Origin of the sequence: Endozoicomonas arenosclerae (assembly GCF_001562015.1) — a bacterium.
Lineage (GTDB): Bacteria > Pseudomonadota > Gammaproteobacteria > Pseudomonadales > Endozoicomonadaceae > Endozoicomonas_A > Endozoicomonas_A arenosclerae.
The window spans coordinates 42,772-58,421 of record NZ_LASA01000054.1 but is presented as its reverse complement, the minus strand read 5'-3'; the positions used below and the strand labels follow the sequence as shown (position 1 = coordinate 58,421).

At 50.8% G+C, this 15,650-nt stretch carries 20 protein-coding genes; 7 read left to right on the top strand and 13 right to left on the bottom strand.

Annotated features, from left to right (window positions below):
* Positions 1 to 11 precede the first annotated feature (11 nt).
* The 3 genes from WG89_RS05375 to WG89_RS05365 are packed head-to-tail and all read left to right on the top strand — an operon-like array spanning position 12 to position 1,191.
* Positions 12 to 491, top strand: a complete 480-nt coding sequence (locus tag WG89_RS05375) for a DUF3489 domain-containing protein (RefSeq protein WP_062262418.1) — start codon at positions 12 to 14, stop codon at positions 489 to 491.
* A complete protein-coding gene (locus WG89_RS05370; RefSeq protein WP_062262415.1) occupies positions 488 to 829 on the top strand; it encodes a hypothetical protein in 342 nt (113 codons plus the stop codon). Before WG89_RS05375 ends, WG89_RS05370 begins: the two co-directional genes overlap by 4 nt.
* Positions 826 to 1,191, top strand: a complete 366-nt coding sequence (locus WG89_RS05365; protein WP_062262412.1) for a hypothetical protein — start codon at positions 826 to 828, stop codon at positions 1,189 to 1,191. Before WG89_RS05370 ends, WG89_RS05365 begins: the two co-directional genes overlap by 4 nt.
* A gap of 266 nt (positions 1,192 to 1,457) precedes the next feature.
* On the opposite strand, the gene WG89_RS05360 is transcribed toward WG89_RS05365, so the two are convergent.
* From WG89_RS05360 to WG89_RS05300, 13 genes are all read right to left on the bottom strand, one after another.
* Positions 1,458 to 1,826: a 3TM-type holin gene (locus WG89_RS05360; RefSeq protein ID WP_062262409.1), complete on the bottom strand. Its 369-nt coding sequence runs from the start codon at positions 1,824 to 1,826 to the stop codon at positions 1,458 to 1,460.
* Positions 1,823 to 2,266: an N-acetylmuramoyl-L-alanine amidase gene (locus WG89_RS05355; protein ID WP_062262406.1), complete on the bottom strand. Its 444-nt coding sequence runs from the start codon at positions 2,264 to 2,266 to the stop codon at positions 1,823 to 1,825. Before WG89_RS05355 ends, WG89_RS05360 begins: the two co-directional genes overlap by 4 nt.
* A 16-nt stretch (positions 2,267 to 2,282) precedes the next feature.
* Positions 2,283 to 2,558 (bottom strand): flagellin, encoded by a 276-nt coding sequence (locus WG89_RS05350; RefSeq protein WP_062262403.1) that lies wholly within the window; start codon positions 2,556 to 2,558, stop codon positions 2,283 to 2,285.
* A complete protein-coding gene (locus WG89_RS05345) occupies positions 2,524 to 3,801 on the bottom strand; it encodes a site-specific DNA-methyltransferase (RefSeq protein ID WP_079253674.1) in 1,278 nt (425 codons plus the stop codon). The genes WG89_RS05350 and WG89_RS05345 overlap by 35 nt, the downstream gene beginning before the upstream one ends.
* Before the next feature lie 180 nt (positions 3,802 to 3,981).
* On the bottom strand, positions 3,982 to 4,365 hold the full coding sequence (locus tag WG89_RS05340; protein ID WP_062262397.1) for a DUF6362 family protein: 384 nt from the start codon (positions 4,363 to 4,365) through the stop codon (positions 3,982 to 3,984).
* Between the two features lie 301 nt (positions 4,366 to 4,666).
* Complete coding sequence (locus WG89_RS05335; RefSeq protein WP_062262393.1) at positions 4,667 to 6,775, bottom strand: AAA family ATPase; 2,109 nt, start codon at positions 6,773 to 6,775, stop codon at positions 4,667 to 4,669.
* Positions 6,776 to 6,826: 51 nt separating this feature from the next.
* Entirely contained in the window at positions 6,827 to 7,480 is a 654-nt protein-coding gene (locus WG89_RS05330; protein ID WP_216638444.1) for a hypothetical protein, read from the bottom strand.
* Positions 7,477 to 8,325, bottom strand: coding sequence for an ATP-binding protein (locus WG89_RS05325; RefSeq protein WP_062262389.1), 849 nt, complete (start codon positions 8,323 to 8,325; stop codon positions 7,477 to 7,479). Before WG89_RS05325 ends, WG89_RS05330 begins: the two co-directional genes overlap by 4 nt.
* Positions 8,322 to 8,789: a hypothetical protein gene (locus WG89_RS05320; RefSeq protein ID WP_062262388.1), complete on the bottom strand. Its 468-nt coding sequence runs from the start codon at positions 8,787 to 8,789 to the stop codon at positions 8,322 to 8,324. The genes WG89_RS05325 and WG89_RS05320 overlap by 4 nt, the downstream gene beginning before the upstream one ends.
* Positions 8,786 to 9,001 (bottom strand): helix-turn-helix transcriptional regulator, encoded by a 216-nt coding sequence (locus tag WG89_RS05315; RefSeq protein ID WP_062262529.1) that lies wholly within the window; start codon positions 8,999 to 9,001, stop codon positions 8,786 to 8,788. The genes WG89_RS05320 and WG89_RS05315 overlap by 4 nt, the downstream gene beginning before the upstream one ends.
* Before the next feature lie 252 nt (positions 9,002 to 9,253).
* Positions 9,254 to 10,834, bottom strand: coding sequence for an SNIPE associated domain-containing protein (locus WG89_RS05310; protein WP_062262385.1), 1,581 nt, complete (start codon positions 10,832 to 10,834; stop codon positions 9,254 to 9,256).
* A 61-nt stretch (positions 10,835 to 10,895) separates the two neighbouring features.
* Entirely contained in the window at positions 10,896 to 11,882 is a 987-nt protein-coding gene (locus WG89_RS05305) for a hypothetical protein (RefSeq protein WP_062262382.1), read from the bottom strand.
* The gene (locus WG89_RS05300) at positions 11,875 to 13,032 is read right to left on the bottom strand and encodes a hypothetical protein (protein ID WP_062262378.1); all 1,158 of its coding nucleotides are present in this window, start codon (positions 13,030 to 13,032) and stop codon (positions 11,875 to 11,877) included. The genes WG89_RS05305 and WG89_RS05300 overlap by 8 nt, the downstream gene beginning before the upstream one ends.
* Before the next feature lie 211 nt (positions 13,033 to 13,243).
* Between WG89_RS05300 and WG89_RS31080 the strand changes: the two genes are divergently transcribed.
* Genes WG89_RS31080 through WG89_RS05280 form a run of 4 tightly spaced genes read left to right on the top strand, consistent with a single transcriptional unit; the run spans position 13,244 to position 15,644 of the window.
* Positions 13,244 to 13,447: a hypothetical protein gene (locus WG89_RS31080; RefSeq protein WP_062262375.1), complete on the top strand. Its 204-nt coding sequence runs from the start codon at positions 13,244 to 13,246 to the stop codon at positions 13,445 to 13,447.
* Positions 13,437 to 13,898: a DUF2924 domain-containing protein gene (locus WG89_RS05290; RefSeq protein ID WP_062262372.1), complete on the top strand. Its 462-nt coding sequence runs from the start codon at positions 13,437 to 13,439 to the stop codon at positions 13,896 to 13,898. The genes WG89_RS31080 and WG89_RS05290 overlap by 11 nt, the downstream gene beginning before the upstream one ends.
* Positions 13,885 to 15,228 carry a recombinase family protein gene (locus WG89_RS05285; protein ID WP_062262369.1) on the top strand — a complete coding sequence of 448 codons (1,344 nt, stop codon included), beginning with the start codon at positions 13,885 to 13,887 and terminating at the stop codon, positions 15,226 to 15,228. Before WG89_RS05290 ends, WG89_RS05285 begins: the two co-directional genes overlap by 14 nt.
* Entirely contained in the window at positions 15,219 to 15,644 is a 426-nt protein-coding gene (locus tag WG89_RS05280; protein WP_062262366.1) for a hypothetical protein, read from the top strand. The genes WG89_RS05285 and WG89_RS05280 overlap by 10 nt, the downstream gene beginning before the upstream one ends.
* Positions 15,645 to 15,650: the final 6 nt, after the last annotated feature.

The window sequence follows — 15,650 nt, the reverse complement described above, 5'->3', positions numbered from 1 at the left end:
GGAGAAGCACCATGAAAACAACAAAACTCACTAACACCCAAGAAACTGTGCTTAAGCAAGCTGCCGAGACCGGCACCTTCCACGCCTCCATGCTCGCCCTGAAAGGCGGTGCCCGAAAGAAAGTGCTGGACAGTTTGACCAGCAAGGGCTTTCTGATCCGCCTGAAAGAAGCCGACACCTTTGACATCAGCCCTCAGGGAAGAGCCGCCATCGGATTGCCGGAGGAAAACAAACCGGCTCACAAAGACAAGATCCGCACCGGCACCAAACTCCACAGAGTTATCAAGCTACTGGCTCGACCCGAAGGCGCTGCAATCCACGACATCATGAAAGAGACCGGCTGGCAACAGCACACGGTGCGCGGCACTCTGGCCGGAGCCCTGAAAAAACGACTGGGGCTAACCATTGAATCCGAGAAACTGGAGGGCAAGGACCGCATTTACCGAATCACCGCCGGACTGGATACCCTCTTTGCCGGAGAAACTGCATGAGCACCCGCTCCCGCATTGCAAGGCGGCTGGCTGACGGCCGCTATTGCTCCATCTACTGTCACTTTGATGGGGATCTGGTGGGAAAGGTGCTACAGGAACACTTCCCCACCGAAGCGGATGCCAAAATCATTGTGAATTTTGGTGACCTGTCGTCCATCAGCAAGGATGGCGTTGATGCTTACATGGATAAAGGTGAGCCATGGGCCAAAATACGACCTCACAACAGCGACAACCTGCAAGATCTGATCACCTTGGCCTGGGAAACCGGAGCCGAATACGTTTATTACTGGCAGGACGGTGGCTGGCAAAGCCTCTCCATGTGGGGACCTAAATCATGAGAGAGCCCATTATTCTGGCCGTTAAACTGAGCAGCGGCTCTTTTTTATCCTGCCGTTTACTCCATCCTGATCGCTATATCCTGCCCAGCCTCAACCGCTGCTACCGGACCATGGCAGAAGCCATCTTCCTGATCCAGCTGGGTGATCTGCACTACCTGAAAGACAATCAAGCTTCAGCGTTGCATCGAGACTGGGGAGAAGACTGGCTCAATCATCAACCCCGCATCAGCCCCAGCTTCAATCACCTGAGCGGATTAGCACGATCCTTGAAAATCAAAACGCTGCTCTGCCACCAGAACCAACAGTGGCTCAAAGTGGACCTAAATGCTGTCAACCCGGTTGACAAATTGAACGTATCATAGGGGTCAATGAGTTGACAAAACCACTGACTGGTTGACACCGGAAAGCCCCGTCATCACTGGGCTGAGTCCGATCTTGTCAACCCAAGTGTCAACTCCGATTTTCGCTCTGTCGCTGGCGATATTCCGCGCTGCTGCCTACCCGCACTAGAAGACACTGCCCAGGGACCCCGGAACGCCCATCAGAAGCCTTCTATAAGGCTTTCTAATCGTTTTAAGGACGCTCCCTGCATTCAGAAAACCACCCTCAAATCGCCTTGTATTACGTCTCAGCCTTTCCATGTTCTTGTTACCTTCTCCACCCCCCGGCTGGCAATGTATCCGCCAATGCCCAGCTGAATAATGCTGAACAGTTTCAGCTCCACTTCTTCCGAGAGATTCGGTGCCGACCAGCCCATCCAGCGACACACAACCAATGCCGTAAAGACCAGCATCACAATAGGTCGCCAGCTTCGTTGCAGCCAGCCTTCGCCCTGGGCTTCTGCCTTGATCACTCCGGCCTGTTGCTCCAGTTCGTCCAGCTCACCGTTGAGCAGCATCTGGGTCAGTTCAGCCTTGGCTTCCTGCGCTTTGTTGGCATCTGGAAAGAGCTTGTCGATGACCTTCCCGATCACCGGAATGGCGGCAGCCAGACTCACCGCTTGCCTCCCAACAATCCCTCAGCCCTGAGCCAGTGATGAACATCAAAGTTGGGGCAGGTTTTGACCTTGCTGAAGTGGTGGTGACCGTGCACGACAGCGTTTGGATAGAGTGCCTGGTGGCCTGCGATCAGGAACTTCAGCATTCGCTTCTGGTCGGGAGTAAAGTTATCTTCCGGTTGGTTGTGTTCATCCAGGCCACCCACCAGGCAGATCCCCACGCTCTCATGATTGTGGCTTTTGGCATGAGCACCCCAGTCATCCATGGGACGCCCCTGCTTCACCGAACCGTCACGTTCGATCACCCAGTGGTAACCAATATCCAGAAAGGCCCGCTCCAGAGTGTGCCAGCGTTTGATGTCGTCAAAAGTCACGTTCTGATTGGCTCGGGTGTCCGAGCAATGCACGACGATATAATTGGTTTCCTTACGCTTGCCCATCACTCATCCCCTGAGTTTATGATTTAAGAAAGTAAGACAGTAATCCAATAGCAGCAGTCAGCACGATCCAGCCAAACCGCTCGATATACCCAAGCATCACGCCCCGTCGACTGGCCTGAAACTCCAGCTGCCGAAGGCGTTTCTCCTGCTCATCCAGGCGTTCGTCCTGACGGGAAAGATTGCTGGTCTGGTGAGTGATCCGCTCCTCGATCATGGCCAGGCGAGACACTGCATCGCTCAGCTTGTCGAGCTTAGAATCAATCTGATCCAGTCGCCTTGAGAGATCGTCCATCACGGTCTTCCTTGACCTGGGCAAAGGTCAGATTGTTGGATTCAAGGTAAGCTTCCTTGCCGGTGTACTCTTCCCAGCGACGGACAATCACGTCCACGTATTTGGGATCAAGCTCAGTCAGCCGGGCACTGCGGTGAGACTTCTCACAGGCGATGAGGGTGGAACCTGAACCGCCAAACAGATCCAGCACAATATCGTGGGTCTTGGAAGAGTTACGAATGGCCCGTTCCACCAGTTCCACCGGTTTCATGGTGGGATGCAGATCATTCCTGGCAGGCTTGCTGTAAAACCAGACATCGCCCTGATCTCTGGCACCACACCAGAAGTGATCAGTGCCTTCCTTCCAGCCGTAGAGGATCGGTTCGTACTGGCGTTGGTAATCAGAACGTCCCAGGGTGAAGGTATTCTTCGCCCAGATGATAAACGTGGACCACTTGCCTCCGGCCTCCCTGAAAGCTTTCTGCAAGGTATCCAGTTCAGACGACGACATGCAGATATAAATTGCGCCCTTGCAGACGCCAAGAAGGTTGGTCATGGCGGCCAGCAGGAAAGCATGGAACTCAGAACCCAGGTTGTCGTTCTTGATCCGGCGATCCTTCTTGGCTTGGGTATTTTTCTCAGGATTGGCGTAATCGACGTTGTAGGGCGGATCGGTGAACACCATATCCGCCAGCTGGCCTGCCATCAGGGTTTCCACATCGGCCTGTTCAGTTGCACTACCACAGAGTACCCGGTGGTCGCCTAACACCCACAAATCACCCGCCTGGCTCACTGGATGCTCTTCCGGTTCAGGAATCTCATCGTCATCGGTTTGGCCTTCCGCTTCGTCCACCAGCAGAAGTCCTTCGAGTTCCTCATCGGAAAACCCCATCAAGTCAAGGTCAAAATCCAGAGCATCCAGCTCCGACAGTTCCTGCTTGAGCAAGTCTTCGTCCCAGCCTGAGTTGGCCGTAATCTGGTTATCCGCAATCACCAGCGCACGACGCTGGGTCTCACTCAAGTGACCCAGCACGATCACCGGCACCGTTTCCATTCCGAGCTGTTTTGCCGCCATCAGTCGACCATGTCCGGCTACGATCACATCATCACTGCCCACCAGCACCGGATTCACAAAACCAAACTCCTCGATGGAACGGGCAATCTGGCTCACCTGCTCATCGGAGTGAGTCCGGGCATTGTTAGAGTAGGGAACCAGGCTGACAACTGAGCGATGTTCGATGGCTTCGACAAGGATTCTGGACATGATTCTTCCGTGATTTCCAGAGACTAAAAAACCTCAGACCAGTGAGGTGTGAGGTTCAGATGCACTTCGCTTCGATGTTAGCCTTAATTCTTGTCAAATCTGGCAAAAGTGTCCAACCCTTGAGAACACCTCTATTTTGTATTTACCCGGATAAAACCAGACACTACCCGTTACTTCGGGTTACTCCGGGTTACGTCCTCCGGCCAAATGGATGGAGATCTTACTCATGGCTTTGCTCCAGTGAGCGTACGGTGTCTTCCGGTTCACACCCAGATCTTCAGCGATGACTCGCCAGGGCAGTCCCGAGGCACGAAGCCAGATCAGCTTTCGTTCCTCCTCGCTGACCCAGCGTAACCAGCGCATGCACTGCACCATCCGGTCGACTTCGTCCTCCGAAGGCTGGGGCAACTTCAGGGACTTGCCTTCACCCTGATAAACTTCCCAGCGATTGGGATTGATCTCCGGCCAGAAGGCGGAGTACCGGAGATTGATTCCTGACGACACACGTCGTGCCACCAGCCAGGCTTCGCGATAACGGTTTGCCAGTTCATCCTTGCACTCCATAACTTCGCCTCCTGTGGTTTTGTTATACAGGCGAGGCCGACCTGAAGGAGGCTCGCCTGTATATATTTATATATACGGTGTTGTTGAATTCTGAAATCTAGAAATTATTGCTTAATAAACAATTACTTACAGACTTCGGAATCCAGAATTCGGAAAACCTGAGTTGAATTCTAAGAAGCCTGCATAACCGTTTGAAATCCTTTTAAAAATAAGTTCTCAACCAGATTTCAATTTTTTGAATTCTGCGAATTCTGAAATCTGGCCGAATTCTGAAAGGCCATTTTCAGACGATTTCTGACTTCTAAAGAGAGTCCTGATAAACCCACACATCCGGGTTTTCAACAGGCAGCAATGTACCGGTGTTCGGGCATTTGAAATCCGTTGGCCTGATGCTGCACAGCGCCTCACCCTCCATCCCATAGGCCATACCATCAACACATAAATACCCGAGCTTGCTGCGCTTTGGAGCGGGCAGGTTGTACTCATCATAATCCCGGAAAAACTTAATATAGCCCTTGGTGGCCAGTACCTGAATCCGGTCATAGATGGTTGTTTTGCCACCCAAACCCAGCTGGTTTTCAAACTGTTCGGAGAACTGGTTAACGGTGAAGACCCTGCCTTTCAGCGCTTCCTGGTAGATCAGGTTGACGATCACTTCCCGCTTTCTGATGCGTTCTGCATCATGCTTCTTGCCCAATTCTTCACCTGCCAGACGCATACTATTGGGAGGTGCTTCCCGCCACTGCCCATCTTTCTTGATGATCCTCTGAGCCTTGGGGGATGGGCCGTTTCTCAGCTCGTAATACAGCATCCGTTCAGGTTCCAACTCTTCTGGTCTGAACAGCAACATCCCGGAGGTATAGTAGCCTCGCAAGCTGCCAGCGCCGGAGAGTGCCTGAAAGGGGTCTTCCTCCAGCTGTCGTTTACTCATCTTGCGGGTATGGTGAACCAGAACGATCCCTGCATCCGGATTGACGATATCCCTCAGCTGTTCAACTCGATCCTTCAGAAAGAACAGCATGGCGTTGTTATCATTCTCACTGCTGCCATCCGGGCCGGGATCGAAGACATTCCTGATGGGGTCAATAACGATAACATCCGGACCTTCAGGGAAGGCTTGCCGGATAGCTCTGGCAATAATGGGTAAACCTACCGCATTGAGAATCAGTTTTAACCGGGCCGTCATCACTAGGTTCTCTCGAACTCGGGTGAGCTGGAAGTCCTTGAGGGGCAGCTGCTTTACTCGTTCACGAAGATAGTGGTATTGCACTTCTGCCTGTAGATAAAAGACTTTCAGGGGCCGACTGGGTCGCATATCCAGAAAGGTCAATCCTGCAGACATATGAGCAAGCAAATTCAGCAGGAAGTCACTCTTGCCAACCTTGGGCGCACCACCCAGTACCAACATGCCACCAGGCGTCAGTATCCTGGGGGACAACAAATCTTCTGGCATGGGTGACCCGTCATCCAGCAGCTCACCAAAACGATAGACTGGCACGGACTCTTTAATCGTCTTACGACGGGTTGTGATCATCCAGTGTCGAATATCAAAGGCTTCAGCGACTGCATCCGCAGCATCCCACTTCTCGGGTTGTCCCTCGGGTGGCTTCAGGATGATGACTGATGCCGCCCCTGCATCTGAAATGGCCTGCGCTGCCTGTTGGGCATAAACAAGCCCGGTTTCATCATTATCCGGCCAGATCAATACCCGCTTGTTTTTAAGAGGCGACCAGTCGGTTTTATCGGTAGGAGCCTTGGCCCCGTTCATAGCGGTGGTGGCGCAGTAACCTTTTTCAATCAGTGCCTGTGCGGCTTTTTCTCCCTCCACCAGCAGTACTTCGTCCGCTACCTTGATGCCCGGCTGGTTATACAGCGGTCTGGGATTGGGTGCCTTGGTTTTTCGGGCTTTGACATCCCAAGGCCGGAATTCTTTACCATCGGGAGTATCGTAGCGGTAGACACAAGCAATCAGATTGCCATCAGCATCGTGATAGTCCCACTTGCCGGTATGATGCCCCAGGTCTTCATACTCATCCTGGTGACTGGCAGTAGCTGGTGGCGTGAATGAAGGCATACCTAGCCAGTCCGCCATAAACCGGATGACTTCGGGGAAATCCCTTTGTGCATCCAGCTTCTGGTGTGCTGCGGTGAGGCTGATAATGTCGCCGCCTTCACCACTTTCAAAGTCGTGCCAGAGCCCACTGCCAAGTTCCACTTCCAGACTTTTGCCTTTCTTGCCCTGGACGTTGCCCAGCACAAACTTCTGCCCTCGTTTTTTGCCATTGGGAAACAGCCAAGCCAGATACTCTGGTACACGCTCCTGAATACGTCGTTTGACTTCTTCCGCGTCCAGCGTCTGAGCCGAGTTCTGCTCAGGCGCATCATTAAAATCAAGCCATTTATTGTTCATCGTTACAGTCCCTGTCGGGGAAAAGCCCACCGGCTGATGGGCATCAGGTCCTTAATCCCATTGGTTGTTGTAGCTGTCCGCCGGATGAGGTGCCTGATCCGGAGGACTGTACAACTGAGACTGCAACTGTGCATGGGAAGGACTGCCCTGTTGATTAGAGGGCTGGTTGGTTTGAGGAGCCGTCTGACCGAACATCAACTGTGCATACTGCTTGTGCTCCGGAGTAATAGCCTGCTTGATGACATTCTTGGGCTCGTCGTACTGGTCTTTCTCAGTGCTCACCTTGGCCACAAACTCAATGCCATCCAGCTCGGACAAAGACTGCAGCTGTCGAGCTTTATAAGCCGGTGGGCTGTTATCTTCTGCCTTAATATTGCGAGCGGACTGCAGAATACCCCGAACAAAAGACCGACCCATGCTCTCCCACTCCGGCCCTTTGGGACTGTGCATACCGATCAACGACCAGACTTTGCGTTTGGCGTACTGGCCTTCCAACACCGTAAACTCAGCGTTGAGGTAGATGGCTCCGGTATCACCACAAGTGGCATAGCCGCCGGTCCAGCCCATATCGGGATTGTCATAACCACCAGGCTTGAGGGTCATACGAACTTTGACCAGAGTGCCTGAGGGGATGACATCGTAGCTGCCCTGGTCGGTAGCATCGTTAAAGTCATTCCAGCGAGTCATGCCTTTTTGTTGGCTCATGGCTGTTTCTCCATTCCTTGGGATTGAGTTTCAAACTGGACAGGCTGCCTTGATCCGGTGCGGACCTTGTCAAACAGCTGTCCGAGGTGGGGTGGTTCAAAAACGTCTAAACGTCCACTACGATCCTTGGCGGGATAGCCATAGGGATTGAGGGTCTGGCAGATAAAGGTACGACGCAGGTTGCCTTCTTCATCGGGAAGACTGGCCAAGGTGATCACCTGATCAACGATTCCGGGCAGTTCCAGACCGGTTTTACTGCCTTCAATCTGGGGCTGGTGGAGCTTGCGGTTAAAGTCGTCCACCCGCTCTTCCAGAATGGCGACAAAGACTACATTCTTACCTCGGGCATGTTGCAGATGCGTCAGTGCTGCAATCATCTCCTGGCCGTGCAGGCCATAAGTGCCCCGAGTGTCTGGTTTCCCAGTTTTCTCGGAGAAAGCTTGTGGCTGCCCCTTGCACCACTGGAAGCAGAGCCGCCCCAGCACTGTGATGGAATCAATAAAGTAGGTGTCGTACTTCTCCAGGGATTGAGGATCACCAAACTTACGACACACCGCTTCATAGTGCGCTTTGGAATACACCTGATCATCCCGAAGCGCCGGATTAGGACCAGCCAGATAGACGGCAAAGTTCCTGAACTCTGGCCAGGTGGCTGGGCGAAGGGTGTCGCCGGGCCACTCCTGTACTGCCAGATCACCGGCTTCCAGATCCACAAACAGAGTGGTGTCCGGGTTGAGACTCAGCAGCTGGGTGGTTTTACCCACCCCACTATTGCCTAACAACACACATTTAATGCCCTTGTTTTCCTGGCTACGTTGCTTGGCATCAAGAATCGGGAGGCTCATTGACCACCTCCCACCAGCTTGTAGGTGCAACGTCCCTGCTTGATTTGTAAGGCTGGCTCAAAGGATCGACGAATCTCTTGAGGCCACTGATCAAACTTCTCCTGCGACACTGAGTACTCAATATCCAGGAACTCGCTGGGGTCTTCGCCCTGCTCCTGAATTCTCTGGGCTATAGCCTTCAGTTGTGACTGATCCCAGCTGACTTCCCTGGGCAGATCCACCAGCACACGCGTTCCTTCGTCATCAAAACTGATCGTCCCAAAGTCCTGCTGCAGCTCGGATCGAATCTGCGATGCCCGGTAGACGTATTTATAGGCGACCACTGACTCCAGCCACATTTTCTGGACAGTCAGCTGGCTCATGGCCTTCTCGACATCGTTTAACAAAACCACCAGCTCTTCGCCGGAACGGGCTGCCAGTTCAGCAACTCCCATGCCCTGAATGTTTTCCAACTCCGTAGTCATACTTCACCTCCCTGACAGGGTAATGGCTGCGATGTACCCGCATGGGTATGGGAAGCTTCGTGAGCTTCAATGTCCACCAGCCGGTAGATGACCCGGTTGCCCAGTTTGATATAACGCGGCCCCAGCCCTCTCATACGCCACTTCTCCAGCGTATAGGGGCTGAGCCTCCAGCGGTCTGCCAGTTCTTTCTGGCTCAGGTGTTGCACTTCCATTTCATGCTCCTTCTTGTTTTTTCCAAAGGCAGGAACAATCATGGGACAGTCGGCGTAGACAGAGCGGAGATGGGGCGGAGACAGAACGGAGACGACGCTTTTTTTCTTAAAAAATCACAAAAAAATCAGCATGTAATCTACAAGGCAGTAACGCTAACGCGCTGTATCACTTTTCAAATAGCAAGAAATAAATAAGGCTGCTTAATAATGCAGCCTTATTTATGGTGAGATCTTTATTGGAGTAGTTCAGACTTAAGCTGACATAACTTGTTGGACTGATGGCTGTTCATAACTGGATTCTGAACCACTATGATTTTCTATAGCCAGAGTTTCACGGTACTCCTTGGCTTCAGCCTTCATCGTCCAGTGTGCTTCTATATCCATTTCATCAATTTTATTCTTGATATCGGATACATTAACCCTAAAAAACTCTTTCCTGTAGTTAACTTTATTTACTTGTTGTGACTCAAAGACTTTATGGAGTTCTTTTTCGAGCTTTGGAGCGTCTTCAGAGTAGATCATTGCATGAACATCGAAGTCGAATGGTACACTCGCATCACCAAGCTCTTTTACCCGATCCATAGGCTCTAATCGACGAGTCAAACCAATCTTATGAATATCTTCACCAAATGACCCAATGTTAGAAATCACATACACATGACCTCTTCGAGTCTGCTGAGCCATTGATATCGCTCTTTGGTTTTTGGCTTCTGCTTCTTCAAGCTGACTTTGGAGGGCTGATAGTTGCTCTTCAAACTTGAGCTTTTCCTCTTCACTCGCTTTCTCAAGCTCCTTGCGAGCTTTTTCCATAGCTTTCTGAAGCATTTTCTCTTCTTTCTCTGCCTCCCTGATGGCTTTTTCCATCTCTCTTCTTGCTTTTTCTTCTTCCCTGATAGCTTCTTTTATTTGGCGCTGCTCTTCTCTCTCCTGAAGCTTTAGTTCATTAACTGCCACAGCCCATTTTAATTCATCAAGTCTGGCATTTAAGTATTCATCAGATATACGAGCATTTCTGAAAGCTCTGCCATTTCCATTTACAAGAGCAAATGCATCTTTTATTTCAGCCTCTAACTTCCCATAATTATCATGCTTTACTTTTGCCAAAGCAGTATCAACTTTACCGTTGAATGCATCCAGAACAAACCTTATAGCTGTTTCTTTTCGGTTTACTTCCGCATAGTCACAGAGAGCCGCCCTACTTTTGGTAACAAGCGTTTTTGTAAAATATCTGGATTTTTTAAGTTCAACACCAGCATCCTTATGACTAAACTCCTCAGCCAAATCATCAAGAACTGTTTGATTTGCAATAAGGTATTCATTCCCATAGCCATCAATGATATTTTTCATGGCCTTGGCTTTTTTCTCAAAAGTATCAGCCTTAGATTTAGCCTCAAGAGCCTCACCAGCAATTTCTCGGGCATTTTCTTCTGCTTGTTTGACGATTTTATCCGCATTGGTAAAAGCTTCCTGCATAGTCTGCTCCGCTTTCTCCTTTGCCTTTTTAAGATTCTCTCTCGCCTCTTTTACAATCCTCTCATGAGCAACATTTGCTTCTTTCTCTCTGTTCTCAGCTTTGAGCTTAGCGTCATTTAATCGCTTGGCAGCATCATTAACAATTTGTTCTGCATCTTTTCTTGCTTGAGAAATAATACCTCTGGCTTCTGACTCAGCATCAACTATGGCTTCGTATTTTTTGAGGTGTAAGAGAGCCTCTTTTTCAGACTGAAGCTCAGAGATTTTTTCTGTGGATTGTTTGTTTTTCCACCAAAATAATGCAGCAATGCCCAAAGGAGCAAGCAGTATAAGAAGGGCTGTAACTGTAGGAGTATCCATCACTCATTTTCCATAGTACTAAGTGCAGAAATGATAATAATTTTTTGGGACTAAAATTTCATTATGGAGTCATTTTTCTTCTGGATCGGGCTTTGGCTTTTAAGCTCCACAATCGGTTATCATACTGGATATACTCTTGCCACTGTTCGCTGTCACCAAAACAGTTACTTGGGCGTGTATAGCCAATGCCTTCTTCTCTAATCTGATCGGTCGTGACTCCCCGGTTCCCTGCCAACCAGGCATCATAAATCATGCTGGCCACCTTGCAGCGCTGACCACCACGTATATTCCACGGCTCTCGGCCACTTGCCTCAAATCGACCTTGACTACCATAGTATTCCCACTGGACTTCCAGTGACTCCACCTCAGGCTGGAAGGTTGCTCGTAGTACGTCTTTCAGCTTTTGGGCATCCATTTCACAAGGATCATCAGAAGACAGTAACGACATAATCGACACGATCGGATACCCTCCAGGCAGAGGAAGCAGATGGTCAAACCGCTCGGATACCGTGAGAACAACGCCAGAGGCCTTTTTCTGCCAGCTCTCCAATCCCTGATAAATGCTTTTGAAACCGCTCATGCTGGTCAGGTGTCTGGCAAGCAGAATTTGGTAGGGCTGCCCATCAACATGAATATTTCCCAGCCACTCTAACTGTTCAGGAATCACCGTGACTTGTTCCCCAGACAACTTCAGATGGGTCTTGAGCACCTTAATTAACCAGTCCCGGTCGTACTTGTACTGCCTCTGCTGTTCTTCAGTGATCTCAATAAAGCCTTCGGAAACACAGTAACAAGTAAAGACTCCTGGCTCATGCTCCGGATTTCTCTCAATCACTTCCAACCATTGTTCTCCGTCGTCGGTATCGATGGGAATTTCATAAGCCAGACCACCCGGACTCAAAGCGCCAGAGCTGATAATATCAGCAGCTTCATTGGGTCTGCCCATTTCCAGACAGGCTTTCAAAACCGTTTCAGAATCGGTTTCATAAAGACCGGCCAGGTAGCGAAATGAACGCTGTTTCTTGGGTAATTCCAGTGTATCAGTCATGAGTCAGTCCCCACTCCTTGAGTTTGTTCCAGCTGAGATAACGCTCCCGCTCTGTCAGATCCTGCAGATTGGAAGTGCAAGGGTCTTTCAGAATGATGGTGGTGCTGTTCGCACGACTTTGCCCTTCTTTTTTTCTGAACCTCACGGCAATGGAGGCTTCAGCAACAGAGTACTGATCACCATTTCGAAAGTTTTCCACCTCATCCTCTTGCATTACCCGATACACATCTTTCTCGTGGGCTTTTCTGGCGGGAGAATGAACGGTATAGGCCGCTTTGGTTCGAGTCGATTTGAACTTCAGATAAGAAACGGATACCTGCTCAATGCCTTCTTCCCGGGTGAATGGCAGTACAGGCTTGGTCTTCAGGATACCAAGCGTTAGCAGTCTTCTTTCCAGCTTCTCTGGAGCCTGCTCTATACCCAGCCCTTTACTGGTGAACAGCTGGGCCAGCTGCTCGCGCTCCTGCTTCTTGCGGGTCACCACTTCCAGCTCTCTCTTTTTCGGGTTCCAGAGAAAAGCGTATTCTCTTGCGGGGCTGACCATGGTTTCCCGGAGAACCTTCTTCTCTTTGGAGACCTCTTTGAGCAGGCTGGGCACACCTTCCCGGTAGACCATCACTTGCTGCAGGGTTTCCGTGGTGCCATCAATACAAGGACGTTCACGTTCAAACAACTCCACCAGCACTTCATCATCGCCACCAAAGTGCTGTGTGAGGTATTCCTTTAGACCTTCAATATCCGGCAGTTGATCAACATTGGAGAGTACTCTGAAACTGTCCCACTTGGCGGTCAGTCTGGCTTCATCGGCAAAGCGCTCACTTTCAGCTTGTGCAAAGATGGACTGTTCATGAAGAAGCACCCAGGCCGCCTGATTGTAAGGGTCACCCTGGGCTTGATACTCGGCCCTGTTTTTGACCAGACGAGTCAGGAACTCCTGACCCACTTCGTCTGTCATCTGGTCGATACGCCGGGCCAGGTCTTTAAAATCCTGCCGCTGTCTCTTATCGAGCTTTTCATACAAATTGACAGTCGTGCTGATTTCCGGTTCTTGAGCGATAATCCTTTGCGCTCTTGTGACTCCGGTTAACTTCAAAAGTTTGCGACAATAATCATCCCGAACGTATTTCAGGACTCGCTTTACGTGGGGCATCCGATCCTCCAGATTTTAAATTTTTCCTACTGCTACATCCCGACCTCGTTAAACTACTGTTTTTTTATACAGCATCATCTTGTACCCGATTGCACGGCCTGTCAATCCCTTGGAAAACACCGGATCAAGCCAGTTACCTCGGTATGGATTCCAGTCAGTTTTACAGCAACACTTTAAAGAAACTCGCACCACCCAGGGATGGGAGCACACCATGGACAAAAACCCATCAAACCACCAGCCACATCCGAACACCCTGGCAATCTGCCAGATTCTGGCTGTGGGTATCGAGCGCCGGTATATAAAGCAGCAAGAGCCGGATAACGCCGAAAGAGAGAAAGATAACTGGACTAATGCCGGAACCAGAGCCTGTATGTCTCATAAGGTTCAACGACAGGAGTCCCACAATGAAGAATGAATTACGCGAACAATCAAGCCTGGCGGCCAAGGTGGCTGCCATTCAGAAGATGTCCACCAAGACGCTACTGGAACTTTGGCCGAAACTCTATGGCACCGATGCCCCCAAGCTGAATAAACGACTATTGCGACAACGATTGGCCTTTCGGGTTCAGGAGCTGGAACTGGGGAGCTTATCCGAGAAACACAAAGGTCGATTACAGCGCCTGCAAAAACCATCCGCTAAAGACAAGCCCGTCCCCAAAGCGCGAGTCAACAAGCCACCAGCAGGCACCAGGATTACCAAAGAATACGAGGACGAAACCCATGAGGTGATTGTCACCAAAGAGGGCTTTGAATATCGGGGTCAAATATACAGGAGTCTTTCTGGGATCGCCAAGTTGATCACAGGTAGCCATTGGTCGGGGCCGGTGTTTTTTGGATTAAAGGGAAGCAGCCATGGGCAAAAGTAAGAGCAAGATTAAGGACATCAAACGTTGTGCGGTCTATACCCGCAAATCCTCAGAAGAAGGATTGGAGCAGGAATTCAATTCACTCCATGCCCAGCGGGAGGCCGGGGAAGCTTACATCACTTCCCAAAAACAAGAAGGCTGGATTCTGGTACCCGATGAGTACGACGATGGCGGCTTTTCCGGTGGCAATATGGAGCGGCCTGCCCTTCAGCGATTAATGAAGGATGTGGAAGCGGGCAAGATTGATGTGGTGGTCGTCTACAAGGTGGATCGCTTATCAAGGTCGCTGGCTGACTTTGCCCGGCTGGTGGAAGTGTTCGACAAGCATCATGTTTCGTTTGTTGCTGTCACCCAACAGTTCAATACCACCAGCAGCATGGGACGGCTGACGTTAAACATACTCTTGTCGTTTGCCCAGTTTGAACGGGAGGTCACCGGTGAGCGAATCAGGGACAAGTTCCTGCTCTCCAAGAAGAAAGGCAAGTGGATGGGCGGTACGCCACCCTTGGGCTATGACGTGGTTGATCGCAAGCTGATCCCCAATGAAGGGGAAGCGGTGATTATCCGGGAGATCTTCAAGACCTTTATTGACACCCGCTCCCAGATTGAGACGGCTGAGCGGATTAACGACATGGGTTTTAGAACCAAGCGCCTGCCGCGCAAGGGTGGTCAAGTGGCCGGGAGCAAGAAGTTCACCCGAACTGCGATCTACAAGCTTCTGAAGAGTCGGCTTTATATCGGTGAGATCGGCCACAAGGGAGAATGGTACCCCGGTGAGCACAAAGCCCTCATCAAACCGGAGGTCTGGGAGCAAGTTGAGGCCATTCTCCAGGGCAACAGTTCGAACCGGCAGACAGACAGCCGACACCGCAACACACGTTCGTTTCTGCGGGGTTTTCTGTTTGGGCCGGAACAGGAAGCCCTGATACCCACGGCCACCCGCAGCAAGGGCAAACTGCACCGCTACTACGTCAGCAGCATGGCTCGGAAGCACGGTCACAAATATTCGCCCCTGCCTACCGTACCTGCCAAGGAGATTGAGTTTCTGGTAGTCGAGCATCTCCGGGATCTGCTGAAGCAGCCCGAGATTATTTTCACCACCTGGCAGATGCTGACGGATCAGGAAAGCTTCAATGAAGATCAGGTCCGAGAAGCCCTGAATGAACTGTCGGACATCTGGAACCTGCTGTTTCCAGAAGAGCAGCGCCGTTTGATGAAACTGTTGGTCAGTCGTATAGACGTCCACCAGCAGGGCATCAACATTCGCTTCCATCAGGAAGGGATACCCTCCATTACCAACGAGCTACAAGGAGAAGTGACATGGCCATAAAAGTGACCGGCAAAGCCACTCGCACCTATCTGGAAGATGAAAACTGCATTCTGGTGCATATCCCCATCAAGTTCATCAGCCGCAAGGGCAAAAGCCAGATCACCACTCCCGATGGTCGTCCGGCACTGGAAGAAGTCGATCCAGCCTTGAGGAATGCTCTGGTCAGGGCACATCGATGGTTGAAGGCTTTGGAATCGGGCAAAGAGCAGCACCTGAAAGTGCTGGCTAAAAAGGAAGGGATTAACAGCGAAACCTACGCCTCCCGGATCTTACGCCTGACTACCTTATCGCCAGACATTCAGGAAGCCATCATTGACGGCAGAAGTCTGGGAGGGCTGACTCTGGCTGATTTCATGAAGCCTTTTCCACTGCTCTGGTCTGAGCAGAAGAAGGCTTTGGGAATACCCGAAGATTAGCTTCGG